The sequence below is a fragment of the Bordetella ansorpii genome, from assembly GCF_900078705.1.
GTDB lineage: Bacteria > Pseudomonadota > Gammaproteobacteria > Burkholderiales > Burkholderiaceae_B > Bordetella > Bordetella ansorpii_A.
This window is the reverse complement of sequence record NZ_FKIF01000007.1, coordinates 998573-1023845: the sequence shown is the minus strand read 5'-3', so window position 1 is coordinate 1023845 and position 25273 is coordinate 998573. Positions and strand designations below refer to the sequence as shown.

The 25273-nt window shown below is 68.6% G+C and carries 19 protein-coding genes; 11 read left to right on the top strand and 8 right to left on the bottom strand.

From position 1 onward, the window contains the following. Positions 1-52: 52 nt before the first annotated feature. Together A6745_RS20290 and A6745_RS20285 are read right to left on the bottom strand one after the other, a co-directional pair. Positions 53-868 carry an arylamine N-acetyltransferase family protein gene (locus A6745_RS20290; RefSeq protein WP_066131130.1) on the bottom strand — a complete coding sequence of 272 codons (816 nt, stop codon included), beginning with the start codon at positions 866-868 and terminating at the stop codon, positions 53-55. Between the two features lie 76 nt (positions 869-944). Beyond that, positions 945-1547: a transglycosylase SLT domain-containing protein gene (locus A6745_RS20285; RefSeq protein WP_066131126.1), complete on the bottom strand. Its 603-nt coding sequence runs from the start codon at positions 1545-1547 to the stop codon at positions 945-947. Between the two features lie 115 nt (positions 1548-1662). On the opposite strand from A6745_RS20285, the gene A6745_RS20280 reads away from it, so the two are divergent. The 3 genes from A6745_RS20280 (at position 1663) to A6745_RS20270 (ending at position 4974) form a co-directional block, all read left to right on the top strand. Beyond that, a complete protein-coding gene (locus A6745_RS20280) occupies positions 1663-2577 on the top strand; it encodes a LysR family transcriptional regulator (protein WP_066131120.1) in 915 nt (304 codons plus the stop codon). A gap of 111 nt (positions 2578-2688) precedes the next feature. Next, a complete protein-coding gene (locus A6745_RS20275) occupies positions 2689-3663 on the top strand; it encodes a tripartite tricarboxylate transporter substrate binding protein (protein WP_197488197.1) in 975 nt (324 codons plus the stop codon). Between the two features lie 24 nt (positions 3664-3687). Further along, positions 3688-4974 carry a M28 family metallopeptidase gene (locus tag A6745_RS20270; RefSeq protein WP_066131110.1) on the top strand — a complete coding sequence of 429 codons (1287 nt, stop codon included), beginning with the start codon at positions 3688-3690 and terminating at the stop codon, positions 4972-4974. Positions 4975-5058: 84 nt separating this feature from the next. Here A6745_RS20270 and A6745_RS20265 read toward each other — a convergent pair whose 3' ends face one another. Together A6745_RS20265 and argA are read right to left on the bottom strand one after the other, a co-directional pair. Beyond that, complete coding sequence (locus tag A6745_RS20265; protein WP_066131108.1) at positions 5059-5331, bottom strand: oxidative damage protection protein; 273 nt, start codon at positions 5329-5331, stop codon at positions 5059-5061. A 78-nt stretch (positions 5332-5409) separates the two neighbouring features. Beyond that, positions 5410-6765 (bottom strand): amino-acid N-acetyltransferase, encoded by a 1356-nt coding sequence (gene argA / locus A6745_RS20260; RefSeq protein WP_066131105.1) that lies wholly within the window; start codon positions 6763-6765, stop codon positions 5410-5412. A 185-nt stretch (positions 6766-6950) separates the two neighbouring features. On the opposite strand from argA, the gene A6745_RS20255 reads away from it, so the two are divergent. From A6745_RS20255 to hrpA, 3 genes are all read left to right on the top strand, one after another. Beyond that, positions 6951-7400, top strand: coding sequence for a type III secretion system chaperone (locus A6745_RS20255; RefSeq protein WP_066131102.1), 450 nt, complete (start codon positions 6951-6953; stop codon positions 7398-7400). Positions 7401-7419: 19 nt separating this feature from the next. Then, positions 7420-9429 (top strand): hypothetical protein, encoded by a 2010-nt coding sequence (locus A6745_RS20250; protein WP_066131101.1) that lies wholly within the window; start codon positions 7420-7422, stop codon positions 9427-9429. Between the two features lie 83 nt (positions 9430-9512). After that, a complete protein-coding gene (gene hrpA / locus A6745_RS20245) occupies positions 9513-13463 on the top strand; it encodes an ATP-dependent RNA helicase HrpA (protein ID WP_066131095.1) in 3951 nt (1316 codons plus the stop codon). 82 nt (positions 13464-13545) lie between these two features. Here the strand turns inward: hrpA and lpxO are convergent, their stop codons facing one another. Continuing rightward, positions 13546-14445 (bottom strand): lipid A hydroxylase LpxO, encoded by a 900-nt coding sequence (lpxO, locus tag A6745_RS20240; protein ID WP_066131092.1) that lies wholly within the window; start codon positions 14443-14445, stop codon positions 13546-13548. Beyond that, positions 14442-15461, bottom strand: coding sequence for a LysR family transcriptional regulator (locus A6745_RS20235; RefSeq protein ID WP_066131090.1), 1020 nt, complete (start codon positions 15459-15461; stop codon positions 14442-14444). The genes lpxO and A6745_RS20235 overlap by 4 nt, the downstream gene beginning before the upstream one ends. Positions 15462-15567: 106 nt before the next feature. Between A6745_RS20235 and A6745_RS20230 the strand changes: the two genes are divergently transcribed. From A6745_RS20230 to A6745_RS20210, 5 genes are all read left to right on the top strand, one after another. Continuing rightward, positions 15568-17406: a gamma-glutamyltransferase family protein gene (locus tag A6745_RS20230; RefSeq protein WP_066131087.1), complete on the top strand. Its 1839-nt coding sequence runs from the start codon at positions 15568-15570 to the stop codon at positions 17404-17406. A 90-nt stretch (positions 17407-17496) separates the two neighbouring features. After that, a complete protein-coding gene (locus A6745_RS20225; protein ID WP_407922742.1) occupies positions 17497-18471 on the top strand; it encodes a Bug family tripartite tricarboxylate transporter substrate binding protein in 975 nt (324 codons plus the stop codon). Positions 18472-18473: 2 nt separating this feature from the next. Then, the gene (locus A6745_RS20220; protein ID WP_066131083.1) at positions 18474-18968 is read left to right on the top strand and encodes a GAF sensor protein; all 495 of its coding nucleotides are present in this window, start codon (positions 18474-18476) and stop codon (positions 18966-18968) included. Positions 18969-19014: 46 nt separating this feature from the next. Beyond that, on the top strand, positions 19015-22506 hold the full coding sequence (gene dnaE, locus A6745_RS20215; RefSeq protein WP_066131080.1) for a DNA polymerase III subunit alpha: 3492 nt from the start codon (positions 19015-19017) through the stop codon (positions 22504-22506). A 69-nt stretch (positions 22507-22575) separates the two neighbouring features. Further along, positions 22576-23463, top strand: coding sequence for a polysaccharide deacetylase family protein (locus A6745_RS20210; protein WP_066131077.1), 888 nt, complete (start codon positions 22576-22578; stop codon positions 23461-23463). A 100-nt stretch (positions 23464-23563) separates the two neighbouring features. Here the strand turns inward: A6745_RS20210 and A6745_RS20205 are convergent, their stop codons facing one another. Both A6745_RS20205 and A6745_RS20200 read right to left on the bottom strand, forming a co-directional pair. Beyond that, a complete protein-coding gene (locus A6745_RS20205) occupies positions 23564-23965 on the bottom strand; it encodes a hypothetical protein (protein WP_231886045.1) in 402 nt (133 codons plus the stop codon). Continuing rightward, a complete protein-coding gene (locus A6745_RS20200) occupies positions 23962-25221 on the bottom strand; it encodes a glutamate-5-semialdehyde dehydrogenase (RefSeq protein ID WP_066131074.1) in 1260 nt (419 codons plus the stop codon). The genes A6745_RS20205 and A6745_RS20200 overlap by 4 nt, the downstream gene beginning before the upstream one ends. Positions 25222-25273: the final 52 nt, after the last annotated feature.

Sequence of the window (25273 nt, the reverse complement as noted above, 5' to 3'; positions counted from 1 at the left end):
ATGTCTTATATCTTATATAAGACATAAAACAGGTGTCAAAGTTCCATCCCACCTATTCCGGCAGGCGTTCCAGTACGTCGTTCAAGCGGCTGCCGGGCGGCAATCCGATGCCGAAGTCCACGGCCAGCACCTCGCGGATCTCGGCCGCGCCAGCCAGCGTGCGCCTGTGCGCCGTGCCGTCCGGGCCGTAGCGCGTGTACTCCCGGTTGCGCAGGGCCAGGCGGGCGCCGGGGATGGGACGCGCGGCCAGCAGGTCGCGTATGAACATGGAATCGGGATGCGTCGAGACGTAATGGCTGGCGACTTCGTAATCGGGCAGCGTCTGGGCCTGCAGGTCGTAGCGGTACAGCGTGCGCCAGCCGCCGCCCACCATGGCTTGCATGCGCCAGTTGCCCGCCTCGCCCGGCACCAGGCGGAAATCGCCGTGCGGGGTGGCCTGCACGCCGGGTTCCAGCCGCAGTACGCCGGTCAGGGTCATCGCGCCGAAACCCACGTCGATGATGTGCGGCTGGCCGTCGATGCGCACCTGCAGCAGCATGTGGGTGCGCGGGGTGATGGCGTCCTCGGGATGCGACCACAGCACGCTGGCGGCCAGGTCGGTCACGGTGAAGCCCAGTTCGCGCAGGGCGGCGCCGAACAGCAGGTTGTGCTCGTAGCAGTAGCCGCCGCGCCGGCCGGCCACCAGCTTGCGGTGCAGGTCGGGCAGGGCCAGGCTGACGGGCTTGCGCAGCAGGGGATCGAGGTTTTCGAAGGGAATGGCCTGCACGTGCCGCAGCACGAGGGAGGCGACGCCGTCCAGGGTGGCCGAGGGCCAGGAATGCAGGCCGATGCGTTGCAGATAGTCGTCCCACAGCGTGGCGTCGGACATGGCTCCTCCGGATCGTTCGTAGCGGTCCGTCCATCGTAACGCCGTGGGGCGGGGCGTGCAGGAACGCCCGCGCAGCCTAGAAAATGCCCAGCCAGCCGCCGCGGTTCAGTTCGCCCTCGCAGGCCTTGTACTGCGTGCCGAAGCGTTCGGCGCGTGCCTGCACCTGCGCCGCCACGCGCTTCAACCAGGCCTTGGCTTCATAGCTGCGGTTGCGGTAGCCGGTCCAGCCTTCGTGGTAGTTCAGGTACTGGCGGTAGGCATCCCATTTGGAAACGCCGTTGAGCTTCTGGGTCTTGGTCATGTACCAGCCCATGAAGTCCATCGCATCGCCGAAGTCGCTGCGGCTGGAGGTCCAGCCGCCGGCCTCGCGCTGGTAGTCGGCCCAGGTCTCGTCCTTGGCCTGCGCGTAGCCGTAGGCGGAGCTGACGCGGCCCCAGGGGATGAAGCCCAGGAAGTAATAGCGGGGCGGCACCGCATCGTGCCGGAAGCTGGACTCCTGGTACATCATCGCGATGGGCACCTGGGGCGGCACGCCCCACTTGCTCTGCACGCGCAGGGCGGCGTCGTGCCAATCCGGTTTCTCGCGGAAGATCGCGCAGATGTTCTCCGGATTCGAGGGGGGCACCGTGGCGCAGCCGGCCAGCAGCAACAGCGGCGCGATGGGCAGCAGTCCTCGCATGGGTCCTTTAGGGTCGCGGTGGTCTGGGGATGCCCGATTTTAAGCATCTTGCGCGGATTATGATGAAATGTGACACGGGCGCCCCCGCCCTCCCGCTGTTCCTTCGCCGCACTCCATGAAAGGCTCGCGCAACTCCCTGACCTCGCTGCGTATTTTCCTCGAAGCCGCGCGCACGCTGAACTTCAGCCGCGCCGCCGAGAATCTGCACCTGACGCAAAGCGCGGTCAGCAAGCACGTCGGCGCGCTCGAGGACCGGCTGGGTTGCCCGCTGTTCAAGCGCCTGCCCGCGGGTCTGCGGCTGACGCATGCCGGCGCGCTCTATCTGGAGCGCGTCGCGGCCGGCATGCGCCTGATCGACGAGGCCGATGCCATGGTCGCGCATCCCGGCTCGCGGGTGGCGCTGAACCTGGCGGTATCGCCGTCGTTCGCGCAGTTCTGCCTGATCCCCGGCCTGCGCGAGTTCTTCGACCTGCACCCGGAGGTGCGCGTCAACGTGCGGCCGCGCCTGCTGTATGCGCGGGATCGGTCCGAGCGCTTCGATGCCGAGATCCAGCTGCATACCGGCCATGTGGCCGGCATGTCCGCGCAGTATCTGTGTGGACGCGAGATGACGCTGGTCGCCGCGCCCGCGCTGCTGGCGCGCACGCCGATCCGCACGCTGGACGACCTGGACCGGGCCACGTTGCTGAAGCGGGCCCAGCGCGGCTACGGCTGGGACGAATGGAAGGCCGACATCGCGCCGCTGTGGCCGGGGCCGGCCCCGTCCGCGCCCGAGTACGAGGGCTTCTCCGTGCTGTTGCCGGCCGTGCTGGCCGGCCTGGGCGTGGCGGTCGTGCCGCTGTGCATGGTGCTGGAACCCCTGCGGTCGGGCGCGCTGGTGCGTCCCCTGGGCGAGGTGGTGGAGGGCCGCTACGGTTATTTCCTCTTGCAGCCTCGCCCGAACGTCGGCGGCCCTTATGCCGAGGCCCTGTGCGGTTGGGTATCCGACAGGGCGGGCCGCCTGAACGACCAGGTGCGGGCGCTGCGCTGAGACGGCCCGCGCTATTCCAGTCTGGAATGGCGCATGCGGATATGTCGTTTGCCGGGCGGATCCCCTCGCCACAGAATGAGGGCGTTCCTTCTCTTTGCCCCCATACCGACAATGTTCAAGTGGAAAAAACTCCTGGCCGCCGTGCCGTGCCTGATCGCGCTCGCCGCTTCCCCGGCCCTGGCCGCGTATCCTGACAAGCCCATCCGCCTGGTGGTGCCGTATTCGGCCGGCGGCAGCTCGGACGTGCTGGCTCGCGCCATCAGCGACCAGCTCGGCGCCGAGCTCGGCCAGTCGGTGGTGGTGGAGAACCGCGCCGGCGCCGGTTCGATGATCGGCACCGCCTTCGTGGGCGATTCCGCCGCGGATGGCTACACCCTGCTGCTGGCCGACGTGCCGTTCACCATCGTGCCCGCGCTGTACAAGGATCGCGTCAAGTACGACGCCCGCAAGGACTTCGCGCCGGTCACGCTGCTGGGCGTCTCGCCCATGTACCTGTTCGTCAAGCCGGGTTTCGAGGCGACGTCGGTGGCGGGCATGATCGACGCCGCGCGCGCGCGTCCCGGCCTGATCTCGATCGGCTCGGGGGGCAACGGCTCGTTCACCCACCTGATGGCCGAACTGATGATGATCAAGACCGGCATCAAGCTGGTGCACATCCCCTACAAGGGCGCCTCGGCCTCGGTCAACGACCTGGCCGGCGGACAGATCGAGACCAGCTTCACCACCATGCCCACCGCCGCCGCGCTGTACCAGGCCGGCCGCATCAAGCCGATCGCTGTGTCCTCGCCGCAACGCCAGGCCGACACGCCCGAGGTGCCGACCTTCAGCGAACTCGGCCTGCCCGACCTGACCGTCGAGAGCTGGTGGGGCCTGATGGCGCCGGCCGGTACGCCCCAGGACGTGCTGCAGCGCCTGGACGCCGCGATGAAGAAGGTCATGCAGGCCGAGCCCGTGAAGCAGCGCCTGTCCAGCGTGGGCGTGAGCCTGCCGCCGGATACGTCGGCGGCGGCCTTGCAGAAGCTGCTGGACACCGACTTCGCCCGCTGGCGGGACGTCGTGGCCAAGGCCGGCATCAAGCTGGACTGATACGGGTTTTCAGGAGACAGATTCATGATGGATTGGAAGCAAGCCGCGTCGGCCGATGCGGCCCTGATGGACGACTTCCGCGCGGTCTGCGGGTTCGGGGGCCGCATGTCGGGCTCGGGCGAGGACGATGCGGCGATGGACTGGGCCGAAACACGCCTGCGCGCCATCGGGCCGGACGTGCGCCGCTCGACGGTGCCCTACGACGGCTGGCGCTGCGAGCGCGCCGGGCTGCAACTGCTGGGCCCCGACGGTGCGCTGCCCCTGGCCTGCCGGCCGCTGCTGCGATCGGCCTCGACGCCGCCGGAAGGCCTCGAAGGCCTGGTGCTGGACCTGGACGGCGGCCGCGCGGAGGATTTCGCGCGGGCGGGCGACGCCGTGCGCGGCCGCATCGTGCTGGTGCGCCACGAATATCCGTTCTCCGGCGAGCACCTGCACCGGCGCCGCAAGTACGATATGGCGGTGGCGGCCGGCGCGGCCGGGTTCCTGATCGCCAACACGCTGCCGGGCGCGGGCGTGTTGTCCGGTTCGTCCGGCCGTCCGCGTGGCGGGGCGGGTATCCCGGCCGCCTACATCGATGCCGAAGGCGCGCGTATCCTGGCGGCCGCCGCGGCGGCCGGCGGCGCCCGGGTGCGCCTGCTGGTCGAGGGCCGGGAGATCGAGGCGTCGCGCGCCAGCGTGGGCGTGCTGGACCTGCCCGGCGGGCGCGAGGGCCGCGTGGTCATCAGCGCGCACATGGACGGGCATGACCTGGGTTGCAGCGCCCTGGACAACGCCACGGGCGTGGCCGTGGCGCTGGCCGCGGCGCGCATCCTGGCGCCCCGCCTGGGGCCGGATACGCTGGGCCTGCGCGTGTGCTTCTTCTGCGCCGAGGAATGGGCGCTGACGGGGTCCGAGCGCTATCTGGCCGAGATGCCGGCCCCGGAGCGTCGACAGTTGAAGGTGAACATCAATCTGGACACGGTGGCGGGCGATGCCGGCCTGATGGCGCTGATCAGCGATTTTCCGGGCCTGGAGCCGCTGGTGGGCCAGGCCGCCGAGGCATCGGGCGTACCGGTCGGCACCTGGTTGCCGCTGATGCCCAATTCGGACCATGCCAACTTCGCCCGCCACGGGATTCCGGCCTTGCGGCTGGTGGCCGGGTTCGGCAAGCCGCAGTCGCGCGTCAACAACATCCTGTCGGCGGGCGACCTGATGAGCGTGATCGAAGAGGCTGAAATGCGCCAGGCGCTGGCGGTGACGGCCGCGATGGCCGATGCGGCGCTGGCGATGAGCGATGCGCAACTGGCGCAACTGGCCGTGAAGTCGGCCTGATGCGGGCGCCTGGCATGCGGCCGCGCAGGCCGGCATGCCGCCTGTTCGCGCCGATCTTTGATCGGTGCGGCAGGCCCCGAGTCGTTACGCCGACGGCGGCACGAAGCCCTGGGCCTCGACCGTGCCGTCTTCGAACAGGAAGCGCTCCATCTGCTGCTGCAGGTACTTGCGGGCGCGGGCGTCGGCCAGGTTCAGGCGGTTTTCGTTGACCAGGCGGGTCTGGATGGCCTTCCATTCTTCCCAGGCCTCTTTCGAGACCTCTCGCCAGATGCGCGTGCCGATTTCGCCGGGGTAGGGCGGAAAATCCAGCCCTTCGGCTTCACGCTTCAATTTCACACAGTTGACGGTACGAGCCATGGTCTGCTGCCGGTAAGGATTGCGAAGCTGCGATTTTAGCCGTGCCAGGCGGATGCCCGGCTCGCGGCCCTGCCGGCGTCACAGTTTCTTGATGAAGACCAGGCTGTTGCGCGAGCGGTTGTAGTGGTTCTGCTTGTCGCGCGGCAGGTCGGAGATGCCGCCCTGCACGAAGCCGCGCTTGATGAACCAGTGCGAGGTGCGGGTGGTCAGCACGAACAGGCGCTTCATGCCCAGCGCGCGGGCGCGCGCCTCCATGTGGCGCAGCAGGATCTCGCCTTCGCCGGAGCCTTGCCATTCGGGATGGACGATCAGGCAGGCCATCTCGGCCATCTGCTCTTCGGGGTACGGATGCAGGGCCGCGCAGGCGTAGATGACGGCGTCGTGCTCCAGCACGGTGAAGTTCTCGACGTCGCGCTCGATCACGCTGCGGGGACGCGGCACCAGCGTGCCGTCGGCTTCCAGCGGCTCGATCAGGCTCAGGATGGCCCCGACGTCGTCGATGGTGGCCGGGCGCAGATCGTCCAGCGTGTCTTCCACCACCATGGTGCCCACGCCATCGTGGGTGAAGATCTCCAGCAGCACGCCGCCGTCCAGCGAGAACGGCACCAGGTGCGCGCGGGCCACGCCGCGCTTGACCGCCAGCGAGGCGTATTGCAGGTACAAGGCCGTGTCCTCGTCCAGGCCGCCGGCGGCCAGCAGGGCGTCCGCATCCACGCGGGCCAGTTCGGTGTCCACCGAACCGTCCTCGTTCAGCACGCCGGGCGCGCCGGACAGGAAGATCAGCTTCTCGGCGCGCAGCGCCACGGCCACGCTGGTGGCCAGTTCTTCCATCGCCAGGTTGAAGGCGTCGCCCGTGGGCGAGAAGCCCAGCGGCGACAGCAGCACGACCGAGCCGCGCTCGATGGCGAACTTCAGGGCGTCGATGTCGATCTTGCGCACCAGGCCGGTGTGCTGGTAATCGACGCCATCGACCACGCCGGTGGGGCGGGCCGTGACGAAGTTGCCCGAGATGACGCGGATGTGCGAGCCCGACATGGGCGTGTTCGGCAGGCCCTGGCTGAACGCGGCCTCGATGTCCAGGCGGATTTCGCCGGCGGCTTCCTTGGCGCATTCCAGCGCCGCCTTGTCGGTGGGCGCCACGCCGCGGCCGAACTGCTGCGTGAAGCCTTTCAGGCGCAGTTGCTCGTTGACCTGGGGGCGCGAGCCGTGCACCAGCACCAGCCGCACGCCCAGCGCGGACAGCAGCGACAGATCCTGGATCAGCGCGTTCAGCGCGCCCTCCTGCACCAGTTCGCCGCCGAAGGCCACCACGAATGTCTTGCCTCGGAAGGCGTGCACGTAAGGCGCCACCTCTCGGAACCATCGGACGAACTGGGCGGCGGCGAATTCGGGGGCTTCGAGGGCGGAGACGGTGTCGGGTTCCTGGTCGGGCATGATGAGGGCGTGCGATTCCTGGTGTGAAAAAGGGCCGCATCGGGCGTGACTGCGCCGGCGGCGGGTCGCGGAATTATATGGCCCGGGCATGGACGATGCGTGCAAGGAACTTTTGCGCGGGGGTTGTTCCTCATGTGGGCGAGGCCGTCAGCGCGGATGCGCGGCCCGATACCAGGAGTCTCTCGATGAATTTCGCGCAGTTGCTCGCCGCCCTCGGCATGGAAACCAAGCTGGACCTGAACGCGGCGGTCCAGACGGGCGGCTGCACCATCCAGTTCGACCGGTCGCTGGAAGTGACCTTGGAATTCGAGGCCGACAGCGGCAATCTGCAACTGTACGTGACGGCTGCGCAGGCGCCGGCCTCCAACCGCGAGGCCTTCTTCGCGGCCCTGCTGCAACTGCACCTGTTCGGCATGGCGACCGAGGGGGGCGTGTTCGGTTTCGATCCGCAGCTCGACCGCGTGCTGTTCTTCAAGACCCTGGCGCTGCCCACGCTGGACGAGGCCGCCGCCCTGAAACAGGTCGAGGGCTTCGTCAACCAGGCCGAACGCTGGCGTGCCCGACTGCTGGACATCGTGGCCCGCATGGCGCCCGCCGCCGACCCGCTGGCCGGCCTCCCGCTGCAGCGCGTCTGACCCGCACGGAGATCGCCTCATGGCCACGGTAGGCTCTATCGCCGGCGTCGCCGCGCAGTCTCTCGCCTTCGCGGCGCTGGAGAAGTCCGACACCCTCAACCGTTTCGTCAACTGGATCACCGGCGGGCGCGTCAACCGCGAGACGCTGGCGCAGGACATCCTGCACAAGGCGGTCGAACTCGGTACCGAGTTCGCGGTTTCCTCCAAGGCGCTGGGCGACCGCAGCGCGGTGTTGCTGCCGCGCATCCGCGACGCCGTCATCGACAACGACATGCAGCGCATGAAGTCCGCGGTGGCCGAGCTGGCTGGCGAAGGCCTGTCGCGCATCATGGACAAGGACGCGGGCAGCCTGCCCAGCCGCCTGGCCAAGCAGGCGGTCGACGGCGCGGTGCGCCAGATGTCGTCCGAACTGGCCGGCAGCCTGGTCGGCGACCACGCGGCCGAGAAAGTCGTCGCCACCTTGGTGAAAGAGCACGGATGGGCGCCGCTGGAGACCTACCTGCACGGCATGTTGGACGCCAGGCCGCTGGGCAATTTCCTGTGCGGCCAGATCAAGGCCGTCATCCAGCGCGCCATCGTCGACAACCCGGCCTACGACATGCGCGCGGACGCCCAGTACAAGCTGGCGGCCGGCCTCGCGGCCGAGCATCTGACCGGCCGCAACGACTACGAGACGCCGCTGCGCGAGTACGCGCCGCTGACGATGGCGGGCGTCGATACGGCGCGCCAGGTGGCCGCGCTGGGTGGGCAGGCGGCCGGGATGGCCGGACAGGCGAAGGACGCCGTGGTGGCGCTGGCCGGACAGGCCCGCGACAGGGTGGTGGACATGGCCTCCACCGTCACGGAGACCGCCACCGCGATGCGCGACGCGGTGGTGCGCGAGGCCGGCGAGGTCACCGCCCAGGTCAGCGAGACCGTGCGGCAGTTCGTGCATGAAGACGTGCCGCTGGGCATCGACGTGCTGCAGCAGACGCTGGGTGGCGAACCGCAGGCCATGGTGGCCAACCAGGCCTATGCGCGGGCGCTGGCCGAGCCGCTGGCCGACGTGGTGATCGACGCCGGCACCACGCCGCGCGACCTGGCCGACGCGCTGATGCGCCAGCAGGCCGTGCGCGAATACGGTCCCGATGGGCAGGCGCCCGTGGACAGCATGGCGGACCGCCTGGCCCAGGCCGAGCTGGCGCCGCAGCAGCGCGCCGAACTGGAGCGCGTGCAGGACGAACTGTCGCCGCAGCAACTGGCGCCCCTGGGCACGCGCGGCGGCATCGAGGTCGCCCACACCTGGAGCGGCAAGCTCGACCGCATCGAGGCGCACAGCCACCACATCGCCAGCCTGCCCGAGGCGCGGGAAGCCGAAGTGCGCGAGGCGCTGGGCCGGGCGCCGGCCGCCGGCACCGACCGGGGCGGCTACCGCGTCGGCGCCGGCTTCGCCGCGCACGCCAAGGACATCGACCTGGACCTGCCGGGCTCGGCCATGGGGTATTCGGACAGCATGGTCGAGAGCGGCAAGGCCTTGTGGGGCGCCGGCCTGAGCATGATGGGTTGGGGGGGCGGCCCGGACTGGGCTGAATCCGCCATCCTGAAACAGCTGTACAACACCTGCGGGCAGAAGCCGGAGGTCATGGCCGAGGCCAGCCGCTACCTGGATCCCGCCCTGGCGCGCGACGCCGTGGCGATCCCTTCGCTGCAGGCCTTCCGCGATGCCGACACGGGTCTGCTGACGGTCAACGGCCTGCGCGTGCAACTGGATGACGCCCACGATCCGCGGGTCCGCTTCCAGGTGAGAGACGAAGGCGGCTTCGTGCGGATCGGCATCGACGCCGAATGGACGATCGCCTCGTATGGGCGCGAAGGCGACATGCGCGAGCCGCTGGGCGGGGGCGAGGCCATCGTGAGGGCGGCGGCGGCCATCACGATTCGCCCCGGCGTGGATGGGGCGCCGCTGCGTGTCGAATACTACCCGCTGGGTGTGTCGACGTCGATCTCCAATACCGTGGCGTTCGACCGGACGTCGGGTCAGACGCGCTGACCGGCAGGCCAGGGGGCTCCCATTTCAGGGGGGCGGCCGCGAAAATTTATAATAGGCGGTTCACCGGATGAATCGCTCCCCTCATGTCAGAAGTCTCACGCGCGTCCGACGGATCGCAAGGCGGTCCCCGCGGCGATGCCTCCCGTGGTGCGGGCCGCCCGGACGCGGGCCGTCCGAACGCGGGCCGCCCCATACCCGCCATCACCTATCCCGAGGACCTGCCCGTCAGCGCGCGGCGGCAGGAGATCGCGCGCGCCATCGCCGATCACCAGGTGGTGATCGTCAGCGGCGAGACCGGCTCGGGCAAGACCACGCAGTTGCCCAAGATCTGCATGGAGCTGGGCCGGGGCCGCCGCAAGATGATCGGCCACACGCAGCCCAGGCGCCTGGCCGCCACCTCGGTGGCCAAGCGCATCGCCGAAGAGCTGAACACCCCGATGGGCGAGGTGGTCGGCTACCAGGTCCGCTTCAACGACCGCACGGGTCCCAACGCGGCCATCAAGCTGATGACCGACGGCATCCTGCTGGCCGAGTCGCAGCGCGACCCGCTCCTGCGCCGCTACGACACCATCATCATCGACGAGGCGCACGAACGCAGCCTGAACATCGATTTCCTGCTGGGCTACCTGAAGCAGTTGCTGCCGCGCCGGCCCGACCTGAAGGTCGTCATCACCTCGGCCACCATCGATGCCGAGCGTTTCTCGCGCCATTTCGCGGAATCGCCCGAGCGGCCGGCGCCGGTCATCGAGGTGTCGGGCCGCCTGTACCCGGTGGAAGTGCGCTACCGCGCCGTGCAGCCGCCGCAGGACGAGGCCGAGGCCCCCGCGGCCAGGTCCTCGCGGGGCGGACCTGCCCGGGGCGAACCTGCCCGGGGCGAACCCGCCCGCTTGACCGGCGACGAAGAGCGCGACCTGATCGACGCCATCGTCGACGCGGTGGATGAGTGCGCGCGCCATGGCCCCGGCGACGTGCTGGTGTTCCTGCCCGGCGAGCGCGAGATCCGCGAGTCGGCCGAGGCGCTGCGCAAGCACCATCCCGCCGGCACGGAGATCCTGCCGCTGTTCGCGCGCCTGTCGCAGGCCGAGCAGGAACAGATCTTCCATCCGCGCGGCAACGCGCGCCGCGTGGTGCTGGCCACCAACGTGGCGGAAACCTCGCTGACGGTGCCCGGCATCCGCTACGTGGTCGACAGCGGCCTGGCGCGCATCAAGCGCTATTCGTGGCGCAACAAGGTCGAGCAACTGCGCATCGAGCCGATCAGCCGCGCCTCGGCCAACCAGCGCGCCGGCCGTTGCGGCCGCGTGGGGCCGGGCGTGTGCATCCGGCTGTACGACGAGGCCGATTTCAACGCGCGCGCGCCGTTCACCGATCCCGAGGTGCTGCGCTCGTCGCTGGCCTCGGTCATCCTGCGCATGAAGTCGCTGGGCCTGGACGAGATCGAGGATTTCCCCTTCGTCGAGGCGCCGCCGGGACGCGCGGTGGCCGATGGCTATCACCTGCTGCAGGAGCTGGGCGCCATCGCGCCCAAGTCCATGGACGACGAGGGCGAGCGCACCGGCGCGGCCTATGAACTGACGTCCACCGGCCGCGAGCTGGCCAAGCTGCCCGTCGATCCGCGCATCGGCCGCATGATCCTGGCCGCGCGCGAGCAGCAGTGCCTGACCGAGATGCTGATCATCGCGGCGGCGCTGTCCGTGCAGGATCCGCGCGACCGCCCGATGGCCGAGCGCGAGGCCTCGGAGGCCGCCCACGCCAAGTTCGCCGACGACAAGTCCGAATTCCTGTCCTTCCTGAAGCTGTGGCGCTGGTATGGCGAACAGGTGCGGCACAAGCAGTCGCAGCGCAAGCTGGTCGGCCTGTTGCGGCAGAACTTCCTGTCGCCCATCCGGCTGCGCGAATGGCACGACGTGCACAGCCAATTGGCGGCCCTGGTGGGCGAGCAGGGCTGGCGCCTGAACCAGGCCGACGCCACCTACGAGCAGTTGCATCACGCCCTGCTGTCGGGCCTGCTGGGCAACGTCGGTTCCAAGGGCGAGGAAAGCGGCCAGTACCTGGGCGCGCGCGAGATCCGCTTCCACATCCATCCCGGCTCGCGCCTGGCCAGGAAGGGTGGGCGCTGGATCATGGCGGCCGAACTGGTCGAGACCACGCGCCTGTACGCGCGCTGCGTGGCCAACATCGATCCCACCTGGCTGGAACGCGTCGGCGCGCACCTGCTGCGCCGCAACTGGTCCGATCCGCGCTGGGAGAAGAAATCCGGGCAGGTCGTGGCCAACGAGCGCGCCACGCTGTACGGGCTGGTCGTGTACGCCGGCCGGCGCGTGCAGTATGGCCGCATCAATCCTCAGCACGCCCGCGAGATCTTCATCCGCGACGCGCTGGTGCCGGGCGAGATCGACACCAGGCTGCCCTTCGTGGCGCACAACCGCAAGCTGATCGCCGGCATCGAGAAACTGGAGCACCAGACGCGCCGGCCCGACATCCTGGTCGACGACGAACTGATCTACGCGTTCTACGACCGCCAGTTGCCCGACGGCATTTCGCAGACAGCCACGCTGGAAAAGTGGGTGGCCGGCCTGGACAAGGCCGCCTCGTCCCTGCTGCTGACGCGCGAAGCGCTGATGCGCCACGAGGCCGCGGGCGTCACCACCGACGTGTTTCCCAAGAAGGTCGAGTGGCAGGGCGTCACCATGGCGCTCGATTACCACTTCGAGCCCGGTTCGCCGCGCGACGGCGTCACCTTGTCCGTGCCGCTGTTCGCGCTGAACCAGCTGGATGCCCAGCGCTGCGAATGGCTGGTGCCCGGCATGCTGAAGGAGAAGGTGCACCTGCTGCTGAAGTCGCTGCCGCAGAAGCTGCGCCGCCATTGCGTGCCGCTGCCCGACTACGCGGCCGGCTTCTACGACCGCTGGTACGACAAGCTGGGCGATCCGCAGCAGGGCCTGATCGACGCCGTCATCGCCGACATGTGGAAGCAGGTGCAGATCCGTCCCGCCGTGGCGGATTTCAAGCTGGAAACGCTGCCTGCCCACCTGTTCATGAATTTCCGGGTGGTCGACGAGCACGGCCGCATGCTGGCCGCCGGCCGCAATCTGGCGCAACTGAAGGCCGAGCTGGGCAAGCAGGCGCAGGCCACGTTCCAGCAGCTGGCCGCGCGCGACACCGAGGTGGCGCAGGCCCTGGCGCACGAGAAGCTGACGGCCTGGACCTTCGGCCCGTTGCCCGAACTGATGGAGATCCGGCGCGGCGGGCAGTCGGTCATCGGCTATCCGGCGCTGATCGACCGGGGCACGCATTGCGACCTGGACGTGTTCGACGATCCCGAGGACGCGCGCCGGCAGCATCGCGCCGGCCTGTTGCGGTTGTTCCGCCTGGGGCTGCGCGAGCAGGTCAAGTTCCTGGAAAAGAACCTGACCGACATCACCAAGATGAGCATGCTGTACATGAACCTGGGCACGCAGGACGAACTGCGCGACCAGATCATCGACTGCGCGCTGGCCCAGGCCTGCCTGGGCGATCCCTGGCCCGCCAACGCGCAGCAGTTCGAGGCGCGCCGCAACGACGGCAAGGGCCGCCTGGGCCTGCTGGCGCAGGAAGTGGCGCGCCTGGCGCATGCCATCCTGACCGAGTACGCCGCCTTGCAGCGCAAGCTGCCGCAGGCCAAGCCGCATGCGGCAGCCTATGCCGACCTGCAGCAGCAGATCGGGGCGCTGGTGCCCAAGTGGTTCCTGCGCGATACCCCGTACGCCCAACTGGCGCATTTCCCGCGCTACCTGAAGGCGGCGGTGGGGCGCATCGACAAGCTGCGCGCCGATCCCGCGCGCGACGCCAAGCTGATGGGCGAGATGGCGCCGCTGCTGGTGCATTACCAGCGCGCGCGCTCGGCGCTCAAGGGCACCGCCGACCCGCGCCTGGACGAGTTCCGCTGGATGCTGGAGGAGTTGCGGGTGGCCTTGTACGCGCAGGAGCTGCGCACGCCGCAGCCGGTGTCGGTGAAGCGCCTGATGAAGGCCTGGGAGTCGCTGCAACGCTAGCAGACCCGGCCCGCGCCGCCCCCACAAAAAAGGCGGGAGACCTTGTCTGGCCTCCCGCCTTGTCATTGGACCGGCATGCGGATCAGAGCGCGATGAAGGCCAGGATGATCAGCGCGATCAGGCCCCACTTGGTGGCCTTGTAGACGTTGCGGTTCCAGGCCTTGAATTCCTTGCGCTTCTCGTCGAACCGATGGTGCAGGTGCGTCAGCTTGTTGATGGCGCCGGTCTGGTCGCCGCTGTCGTTGGGCGAGCTGGCCGCGGACATCACCACCTTGCCGAACCAGCGGTTGAACGATTCGGCCCAGCCCCACTTCAACGGACGTTCGACGTCGCAGAACAGGATGATGCGGTTGGACTCGGACTTGTTGTGCGCTTCGTGGATGTAGGTTTCGTCGAACACCACGCTTTCGCCGTCGCGCCAACTGTAGCGCTCGCCGTCCACGTCGATGTAGCAGCGGTCGTCGTTCGGCGTGGCCAGGCCCAGGTGATAGCGCAGCGAGCCCGAGAACGGGTCGCGGTGCGGGTTCAGCGTGCCGCCCGGCGGCAGTTCGGCGAACATGGCCGCCTTGACCTTGGGCAGCGTGCGCAGGATGGCCACCGTCCTGGGGCACAGTTGCTCGGCCGAGGGGTGCCGGGCGTCGTACCACTTCAGGTAGAAGCGCTTCCAGCCGTTCTTGAAGAACGAATTGAAGCCCACGTCGTCGTGTTTCTCGGCCGCCTTGATGTGGCGCAGCTGCTGCATGGCCAGCGCCTCGTCGCGGATGATCTCCCAGTTGTCGTCCAGCACTTTCAGCTCGGGGATTTCGCGGGTGGTGACGTACGGCGTGGTGGGCACGCGCGAGGCCAGCACCATGAACGCGTTGACCGGCGCCAGGATGACGGAGTGGTCAAGGAACTGGCGTGACAGCTTCAGCCGGACACGGCCACGGAAGTGGGCGAAGAGAATGGAGGCCAGCCACAGCCCCGGAATCAGCCATTTCATGTTTGTAATGGATCGTGCGGCGCAGGACGCGCATCGCGGGTTGGATATTGTTGCACAGGCGGGGTCTGGATGCCGCCGTCCGCGCAGAGTTCGCGCAGGATCCGCGCGAAATGCGTCTCGGCCCGCAATGGAACCTCCCGCACCCGGCGGATCAGGCTCATGGGCGGCAGTTCCCAGTCGAAGCGCCAGGGGGCCATGGCCACCCGGCCGTGCAAGGCCATGTCCCGCGCGATGTCCTCGGGCACGATGGACACCAGCCGGTCGTCGCCCGTGATCAGGCTCTCGATCACGTCCAGCGAGTAGGTTTCGATCATCGGCGTGGGCGGCTGTACCTGGGCCCGCACGAACAGTCCGGCGATCATGCCGCCGATGGGCGTGGCGGGCGAGGGCAGGATCCAGCGCATCGAGGCCAGCTCGGACCAGTCGGGCGGCCCGTGCGGCAGCCGGCGCACCAGGCGGGGATGCCCGATCAGGGCCGGCCATTGGCGATAGAGCATCTCGTGCCAGATGGCGCGCGGATCGGGTCCGCCGCCCGCGGCGCGGCCGATCACGCAATCCAGGTCGCGGCGCAGCAGCAGTTCCAGCAACTGGTCCGTGGTGGCGCGGTGCAGGGTGACGGTGACCCCATGCCGCTGGTGCAGCAGGGCCACCGCGCGCGCCAGCATCGGTCCCGACACGAAGGGAATGGCGCCGATGTTCAGGTGCGCGCTGTGGCCGGACCGCAAGGCATCCACCTCGCGGGTCCACTGGTCCAGGTCCTGCAGCATGTGGCGCGCGCGCACCAGCGCCAGCTGGCCCAGCGGCGTGGGTTCCAGGCCGTGGCGTGATCGGGTGAACAGCGGCGCGCCGAAGATGTCCTCGACCTCGGCCAGCGCCTTGGTGGCGGCGGGCTGGCTGACGCCCATTTCCATCGCGACCCGGGTCAGCGTGCCGTGGCGGCGCACCGCCAGCAGCAGGTTGAGGTGGCGGACTTTCAGGCGCGCGGCCAGCCGGCTGGGCAAGGCGGGAATGGACATGCGGGAGTCGAATAACCAAAAGGTTATTGATATATCAAAAAATAGCTGATTCTGGTTATTCGTGATTCCTATACTTGTGTCCAGACGATTCCGGAAGCCCTGAGCGATGTCCCACTCCTTCACGACCCGCCCCGAGATCCGCGGCACCTTCGGCGTGGTGTCCTCCACGCATTGGCTGGCCTCCCAGACCGCGATGAGCGTGCTGGAGCGCGGCGGCAATGCCTTCGACGCGGCGGTGGCCGGCGGCTTCGTGCTGCAGATCGTCGAGCCACATCTGAATGGACCCGGCGGCGAGGTGCCGATCCTGTTCTGGAGCGAGTCCGAGCGCCGCATGCGCGCGCTGTGCGGGCAGGGCACGGCGCCCGCGCTGGCCACGCCGGCCTGGTTCCGCTCGCAGGGACATCATCTGGTGCCGGGCATCGGGCTGCTGCCCGCCGTCGTGCCCGGCGCCTTCGGCGCCTGGCTGACGCTGCTGCGCGACTACGGCACCTGGGAACTGCGGGATGTGCTGCAGCCGGCCATCGACTACGCGCGCAACGGGTTCCCGCTGGTGCCGCGCATCGCGCAGGCCATTCTTGCCGTGCAGGAATTGTTCCGCACCGAATGGACCACCTCGGCCGAGGTCTGGCTGCCGGATGGCCGTGTGCCGCATCCCGAGCATCTGTTCCGCACGCCCGCCGTGGCCGCGACCTACGAGCGGCTGGTGCGCGAGGCCGGGCAGGGTGCGGGCAGCCGCGCGCAGCGCCTGGATGCCGCCATCGACCTCTGGTACCGCGGCTTCGTGGCCCATGCCATCGACGACTACTACCGCAACGCCGAGGTGCGCGACTGCACCGGCGAGCGGCATCGCGGACTGCTGCGCCATGACGACATGGCGGCCTGGCAGGCCCGCTACGACGAACCGCTGCAGCTTCAGTACGGGCGCTACACGGTGGCCAAGTGCGGCGTCTGGTCCCAGGGGCCGGTGTTCCTGCAGCAATTGGCCATGCTGCGTCACCTGGGCATCGAGGGCCTGGATGCCGCCAGCCCGGAATTCGTGCATCGCATCGCCGAGGCCGCGAAGCTGGCGTTCGCCGACCGCCTGGCCTGGTATGGCGATCCGGCGCATGCGGATGTTCCGCTGCAGGCCTTGCTGTCGGACGCCTATGCGCGTGAACGCGCTGCACTGGTGACGGCCCAGGCAAGCGCCGAACTGCGGCCGGGTCATCCCGGGGGGCGCGCGCCCGTGCTGCCCGACCTGTCGGCCAGCACGCGCGCGCTGGCGGATGCGGACACCCGCTTCGGCGTCGGCGAACCCACGTTCGCCGCGCTGCCGCCGGTGAACGAGTGGGCGCAGCGCGAGATATTCGTCGGCGATACCTGCCACATCGATGTCATCGACCGGCACGGGAACATGGTCGCGGCCACGCCGTCGGGCGGCTGGCTGTCGTCCAGCCCGGTCGTGCCGGGACTGGGTTTTTCGATCTCCACCCGATTGCAGATGACGTGGCTGGACGACGGGCTGCCCGGCACCCTGCGGGCCGGCGGGCGCCCGTGCACCACGCTGTCGCCCGGCCTGGCGCTGCGCGACGGCGAACCCTACATGGCGTTCGGCACCCCCGGCGGCGACCAGCAGGACCAGTGGACCGTGGCCTTCTTCCTGCGCCACGCCGCGCTGGGCATGAGCCTGCAGCAGGCGATCGAGGCCCCGTCCTGGCACGTCGATCATTTTCCCGGCTCGTTCTGGCCGCGAGCGACCACGCTGAACCGGTTGACGGTCGAGGCGGGGCTGCCCGAGGGCACGTTGCAGGCGCTGCGCCACGCGGGGCACGACCTGCGCATCGGCGCGCCCTGGTCCGAAGGCCGCATCAGTGTGTGCACGCGCGAGCCCGCGGCCGGCGGCGGGATGTTGCTGCGCGCGGGCGCGAACCCGCGCGGCATGCAGGGCTACGCCGTCGGGCGCTGAGTCCTCTCCGAATCCAGGGCCGGGGGCGTGCCCGCCGCTGGCCGGATGTGCAGTCGTAGTGCAACTTATAACCACACAAGGGGTATGCAGATGGCTTTCTCTTCGATTCGCAAGGCGTTATCCATGGTGGCGCTGGCCGCCGCCATGCTGCCTGCGGCCGCGCACGCGGCCTGGCCCGAGCGGCCGGTCACGTTGATCGTGCCCTGGGCGGCGGGCGGTTCCACCGACATCCTGGCGCGCCTGCTGTCCGAGCACCTGACCACTTCGCTCGGCCAGTCGGTGGTGGTGGAGAACCGCTCGGGCGCTTCCGGCAACATCGGCTCCAACTTCGTGGCGCGCGCCAAGCCGGACGGCTATACGCTGCTGGTCGGCTCGATGAGCACGCACACGATGAACCAGGCGTTGTTCAAGACCATGCCTTTCGACGGCGTGAAGGATTTCACGCCCATCGCCGAACTGGCGCTGGTCACCAACACCATGGTGATCAATCCCTCGGTGCCCGTGAACAACGTGGCCGAGTTCATCGCGTACGCCAAGGCGCGGCCCGGCCAGATCGCCTACGCGTCGGCCGGCGCGGGCTCGACCAACCACCTGAGCGCCGCGCTGTTCGAGAAGGCGACCGGCATCTCGATGACGCACGTGCCCTACCGGGGCGGCGCGCCCGCGGTGCTGGATACCGTGGCCGACCGCACCCAGCTGCTGTTCAGCGCCGGCACGCAGACACTGCCGCACGTGAGATCGGGCAAGCTCAAGCTGCTGGCCGTGACCGAGTCGCAGCGTTCCAAGCTGCTGCCGCAGGTGCCCACCGTGGCCGAGACAGTGCCCGGTTATGAACTGGCGGTCTGGTACGGCGCGTTCGGCCCCGCCGGCATGCCCGAGGACGTGGTGCGGCGCCTGAGCCGCGAGATCAACGCCATCCTGGCCCGGCCCGAGGTCATCAAGAAGATGGGCGACATGGGCGTCGAAGTGCGCCAGTCCACCCCGCAGGGGTTCGCCCAGACCTTGCGGAACGATGCCGACAAGTACGGCAAACTGGTTCGCGAACTCGGCATCTCGATGGAATGACGATGACAGTCGCCTTCGCCGATCTGCATCCCGCGCTGGACGCGCTGGCCCAGGCGCATGCCGGCGCCGATCCCGCGGCCGTGTGCGCCGCGGTCGACCTCCAGGCGCGAGCCGTGCTGGGCCACACGCTGTGCACGGTCAACCGCCATGACCCGCGCGACATGACCCTGTCCCGGCTGTACAGCTCCAACCCCCAGGCCTATCCGCCGGGCGGGGGCAAGGACAAGCGGGGCACGCCGTGGGGGCGCCAGGTGCTGCTGGAGCAGCGCCTGTTCATCGGCGAGGGCGCGCAGGCCATCCGGCAGGCCTTCGACGACCACGCGGCCATCGCGGCGCTGGGGCTGGCGTCGGTGATCAACGTGCCGGTCGTGGCGCGCGGGCAGTGCCTGGGCACCCTCAATTTCCTGATGCCGCAGGAGCGGGTGAGCCAGGACAAGATCGCGGCGGCCCGGCTGGCCGGGCTGCTGGTCCTGCCCGCGCTGATGGCGCCGGGCTGAAAGCCGGAGGGGGCGCCGTATTGGCCGCGGCTAGTACAATCCCGGGATGTCAGATGCCGCCGTTTCGCCCCCCGCTTTCGTCCACCTGCGTGTCCATTCCGAGTTCTCGGTGGTGGACGGCCTGGTGCGTGTTCCCGACCTGATCAAACGGGTCGCCAAGCTCGGCCAGCCCGCGGTGGCGCTGACCGACCTGTCCAATCTGTTCGGCCTGATCAAGTTCTACAAGGGCGCGCGTGGCGCGGGCGTCAAGCCCATCGCCGGCTGCGATGCCTGGCTGTCCAACGACGACGATCCCGACAAGCCGTTCCGCATCCTGCTGCTGGTGCGCAACCACCAGGGCTATCTCAGCCTGTGCGAACTGCTGTCCCAGGCTTTTCTTACCAACCAGGGCACGGGCCGCGCCGAACTGCGCCGCGAATGGCTGCAGGGCCGCGAAGGCCTGATCGTGCTGTCCGGCGGCCGCGCGGGCGACGTCGGCCAGGCGCTGGAGGCGGGCAACGCCGTGTCGGCGCTGTCGCTGGCGCGCCAGTGGGCGCGCATGTTCCCCGGCTCCTACTTCATCGAGCTGCAGCGCAGCGGCATGGAAGGCGACGAGGCCTACGTCCAGGCCGCCATGCGCCTGGCGGCCGAGGCGGGCCTGCCGGTGGTGGCCACCCATCCGGTGCAGTTCCTGGACCGCGACGAATTCCAGGCGCACGAGGCGCGGGTGTGCATCTCGCAGGGCGAGGTGCTGGCCAATCCGCGGCGCGTCAAGCGTTTCTCGCCCGAACAGTACCTGCAAAGCTCCGAGGAAATGGCCAGGCGTTTCGCCGACGTGCCGTCGGCGCTGGCCAATACGGTCGAAATCGCCCGCCGCTGCAACCTGACGCTGACGCTGGGCAAGCCGCGCCTGCCCAACTTTCCCACCCCTGACGGCGTGTCGCTGGACGACTACCTGGTCCAACTGTCCGAGCAGGGCCTGGAAAAGCGCATGGCGTTCCTGTTCCCGGATGCGGCCGAGCGCGAATCCAAGCGCAAGCAGTACTACGACCGCCTCGCGTGGGAATGCAAGATCATCATCCAGATGGGCTTCCCCGGCTACTTCCTGATCGTGCAGGACTTCATCAACTGGGGCAAGAACAACGGCGTGCCGGTCGGCCCGGGGCGGGGTTCGGGCGCGGGCTCGCTGGTGGCCTACGCCCTGGGCATCACCGATCTGGACCCCATCCGCTACGACTTGCTGTTCGAGCGCTTCCTGAACCCGGAACGCGTGTCGATGCCCGACTTCGACATCGACTTCTGCCAGGACAACCGCGAACGCGTCATCGACTACGTGAAGGAAAAGTACGGCCGCGCGGCCGTCAGCCAGATCGCCACCTTCGGTACGCTGGGCGCCAAGGCCGTGGTCCGCGACGCGGGCCGCGTGCTGGACATGCCCTACATGTTCTGCGACGGCCTGTCCAAGCTGATCCCGTTCAACCCGGCCGACCCCTGGACGCTGGAGCGCACGCTGGCCGACGAGCCCGCCTTCAAGGAGCGCTACGAGCAGGAAGAGGAAGTGCGCGGCCTGGTCGACCTGGCCCGCCCGCTGGAAGGCCTGACCCGCAACATCGGCATGCACGCGGGCGGCGTGCTGATCGCGCCGGGCAAGCTCACCGACTTCTGCCCGCTGTATTGCCAGCCGGGCCAGGAGAACAGCGCGGTCTCGCAGTACGACAAGGACGACGTCGAAGCCGCCGGCCTGGTCAAGTTCGACTTCCTGGGCCTGCGCAACCTGACCATTCTCGACTGGGCCGTGCGCTACGTGCGCCAGTTCAACGAGACCAAGCGCGATTTCGATATCATGGCGCTGCCGTTGGACGACCAGGCGGCCTATCGCGTGCTGTGCGAGGCCAATACCACGGCGGTGTTCCAGCTCGAATCGCGCGGCATGAAGGAGCTGCTGAAGAAGCTCAAGCCCAGCAACTTCGAAGACGTGATCGCCATGCTGGCCCTGTATCGCCCGGGGCCGCTCGAATCCGGCATGGTGGACGACTTCGTCAACCGCAAGCATGGCCGCGCGCAGGTGGACTACTTCCATCCCGACCTGGAAGGCACCCTGAAGAGCACCTATGGGGTCATCGTCTACCAGGAACAGGTGATGCTGATCTCGCAGATCATCGGCGGCTACTCGCTGGGCGGCGCCGACCTGCTGCGGCGCGCCATGGGCAAGAAGAAGGCCGAGGAAATGGCCAAGGAGCGCATCAAGTTCGAAGAGGGCGCGCGCGCCAAGGGCCACGATCCCGACCTGGCGGTCAAGCTGTTCGACCTGATGGAGAAGTTCGCGGGCTACGGCTTCAACAAGTCGCATTCGGCCGCCTATGCGCTGATCTCGTACCAGACCGCCTGGCTCAAGGCGTATCACCCCGCCGAGTTCCTGGCCGCCACGCTGTCGGCGGACATGGACGACACCGACAAGGTGCAGACTTTCGTGCGCGATGCGCAGGCCAACGGCGTGGCGGTGCTGCCGCCGGACGTCAACGCGTCGGGCTACCGCTTCGAACCCGTGCAGGACGAGCATTTCGCCCGCGGCAAGCCGCCGCGCACCATGCGTTACGGCCTGGGCGCGGTCAAGGGCACGGGGCAGGGCGCGGTCGAGGAAATCCTGCGCGCCCGCGCCGCGGGCGGCGCATTCCAGAACCTGTTCGATTTCTGCCGGCGCGTGGACAAGCATGCGGTCAATCGCCGCACCGTCGAGGCGTTGATCCGCGCGGGCGCGTTCGACACCATCGAGCCCAACCGCGCGGCCTTGCTGGGCTCCATCGGCACCGCCATGGAGGCGGCCGAGCAGGCGGCCCGCAGCGCCAACCAGGTTTCGTTGTTCGGAGACGACAGCAGCGACGTGGTCGCCAATGAGTTGTCGAAGGTGGCGCCTTGGAATCTCCACGCGAAACTGACCGAAGAAAAAGCCGCGCTGGGCTATTATTTCAGCGGCCATCTGTTCGACCATTGGCGCGACGAGGTTCGCCGCATCGTGCCCATGCAACTGGTGCGCATCGAGCCGCAGCGCGATCTGCAGTGGATGTGCGGGGTGCTGGCCGGCGTGCGCGTGATGATGACGCGGCGCGGCAAGATGGTGTTCGCCGTGCTGGACGACGGCACCGCCCAGGTCGAGATTTCCATCTTCAACGAGCTGTACGAGAAGCACCGGAACCGCCTGCGCGAGGATCAGCTCATCATCGTTCAGGGCAAGGTCAGTAACGACGATTACTCTGGTGGCATGCGCATCGTCGCCGAGCAGCTGTACGACTTGCAGCTGGCGCGCGAGGCGCGCGCCCGGTCCCTGCGGGTCAGGCTCAACGGGCAGGCCGATGCGAATCGCCTGCACCAGTTGCTGAACCCGTTCCGGGCCGAGCCCGAGAACGGTGTGCCGGGCGTGCCGGTCGACATCGTGTACCAGAAGGACGACTTCCAGTGCACGATGCGGCTGGGCGAGCAATGGCGCGTGCGCATGGCCGACACCTTGCTCGAGAACCTGGCTGCCTGGGCCAGGCCGGACGGGGTCGAGATTACCTACTAGCAAAGATGCATTGCAGGGAGGCCGCGCCAGCAACGGCGTCCCGAGTATGGTGCAGGAACGGTACCAACAATGAAAAACGCACCCAGTGTTCCGGTACTGATGTACCACCACGTCACCCCGAAGTACAGCCGGCTGTCCGTGCGCAGCAAAGGGTTCGAGCGCCAGATCGCGGGCCTGGCCCGCAAGGGATATACGTCACTGACCGCTCAGCAGTACGCGGATTACCTGAAAGGGGTTCCCGTACCCGAGAAGTCGGTGCTGATCACCTTCGACGACGGTTATCTCGACAACTGGGTGCATGCGCACCCGATCCTGCAGCGCCACGGCATGCATGCGGTGCTGTTCGTCATCACGCAATGGATCGGCGACGGCCCGGTGCGTCCGCATGCCGGCCAGGGCCTGCCGTTGCCGGCATCGCCCGACCACGCGGGCTGCACCGCGCTGGTCGAGGCTGGCCGCCACGACGAAGTCGCGCTGCGCTGGAGCGAGTTGCGGGCCATGCAAGAGGCCGGCACGTTCGAGATCCATTCGCACACCCATACCCACACCCGCTGGGACCTGATCTGTGGCTCGGACATCGCCGCCAAGCGCCGCCACATGGCCGAGGAACTGGCCACGTCGAAGGCGTTGCTGGAGCAGCACCTGGGCCCGGTCAGCGACCACCTGTGCTGGCCGCAGGGGTATTTCGACGCGGACTATGTCGCCCTGGCGCATGCCGCGGGCTTCCGCCACCTGTACACCACCGACGCATACGGGCTGAACAAGCCGGGTGGCGATCCGGGCCATATCTACCGTTTCCCGATGCGGGACAGCGACTCGGGCCGCTTCAACCACCGTATCTGGCTCTACAGCAACACGACCTTCGGGCCGAGCTACCTGGCCTTCAAGGCCTGGCGCCGCAAGATCAAGCAACAGAAGCGGCGGGCCAAGGCGACGCGGCTGGCGGTCAGCCAGTAGCACTTCGCGCTCAGGCCTGGCCACGCGCCGGACCCCATGCATCGGGACCCTGCCAGCGCGGATCGCGCATGGCAGGGTCCCGGATTTCATGGTGCGTGGTTCAGCGCGCGAACAGCAGCAGGCCCCACAGCACGATCATGGACAGCAGGCCCAGCCAGCAGGCGCCCCAGAAACCGATGACCGGCCATTTGACGTCCAGCGGGATCTGCTTGGGCTGGATGTGCTTGAGCAGGCGGTTGGATTCCCCGAGGACCCAGAACGACGCACCCGGGAAGGCCAGGCGGAAGAAGTAGTCCAGGAAGATCGTGGCCCGGATCGCGAAGGGATACTGCGCGAACGGACGCTGCTCGAGATAGGGGTGCTTGAGCACGGCGTTGATGCGCTTGGCCTTCATGAAGAACAGCACGAAACCGCAGATCGAGCACGTGATGAAGCACGCGGCGAACAGGCTGAACGTGATGCGCAGGAAAGGCGCCAGCGCGGGGTCGATCGTAGACATCATCCTCGGGTTTGTCCTTCGCCGTTGAGTACCCATTTCAGGGTGGTCAGGCCCTCCAGGCCGACAGGACCGCGTGCGTGCAGGCGGTTGGTGGAAATGCCGATCTCGGCGCCCAGGCCGTATTCGAAACCGTCGGCGAAGCAGGTGGGCAGGTTGACGTACACCGAGCTGGAGTCGACCACGCGCTGGAACGTGGTGGCGGCCGACAGGTTCTCGGTGACGATGGCATCGGTGTGGCCCGAGCCCCAGCGCGCGATGTGCGCCATGGCGTCTTCCTGGCTGTCGACGATGCGCACCGCGAGGATGGGGCCGAGATATTCGGTGGCCCAGTCGTCGTCGGTGGCGGGCAGGGCGTAGGGCAGCAGGGCGCGGGTGCGCTCGCAGCCGCGCAGTTCGACGCCGTGATCGCAGAAGGCGCGGCCCAGGGCCGGCAGGATGCGCTCGGCCGCCGCCGTGTGCACCAGCAGGGTTTCCATCGCGCCGCACACGCCGTAGCGGTAGGTCTTGGCGTTGAAGGCGATGGCGTGCGCGCGGGCGGGATCGGCGGCCTGGTCGATGTAGACGTGGCAGTTGCCGTCCAGGTGCTTGATCATCGGCACGCGGGCTTCCCGCGACAGGCGGGCGATGAGGCCCTTGCCGCCACGCGGCACGATGACGTCGACGTGTTCCGTCATGGTGATGAGCGCGCCGACCGCGGCGCGGTCGGTGGTGTCGACCACCTGCACGGCCTCGGCCGGCAGGCCGGCTTCGCGCAGGCCGTGCTGCACGATGCGGCCCAGGGCCAGGTTCGAGCGCAGGGCCTCGCGGCCGCCGCGCAGGATGGCGGCATTGCCGGACTTCAGGCACAGCGCGGCCGCGTCGAGGGTGACGTTGGGGCGCGACTCGTAGATGATGCCGATGACGCCCAGCGGGACGCGCATCTGCGCCACGCGCATGCCGTTGGGCCGCACGTGGGTGGCGCTGATGCTGCCGACGGGATCGGGCAGCGAGGCGATCTGCAGCAGGCCTTCGTGCATCAGGTCGATGCCGCGGTCGGACAGCGTCAGGCGGTCGAGCATGGCGGCCTCCAGGCCGTCGGTGCGCGCGGCGGCGACGTCGGCCGCGTTGGCTTCCTTCAGCTCGGCGCGGCGCGCGCCGAGTTCGGCGGCCATGGCTTGCAGGGCGCGGTTTTTCTGGGCGGCGCTGGCCTGCATGGTGACGCGCGCGGCGCTTCGGGCGCTTTCGCCCAGGGCCAGCATGGATTCTTCTATCGTGGTCATGGCAAAAATCGTTGCGAGAGTCGGCGGCTGACAGCCGTCGCGACAGGGTAGT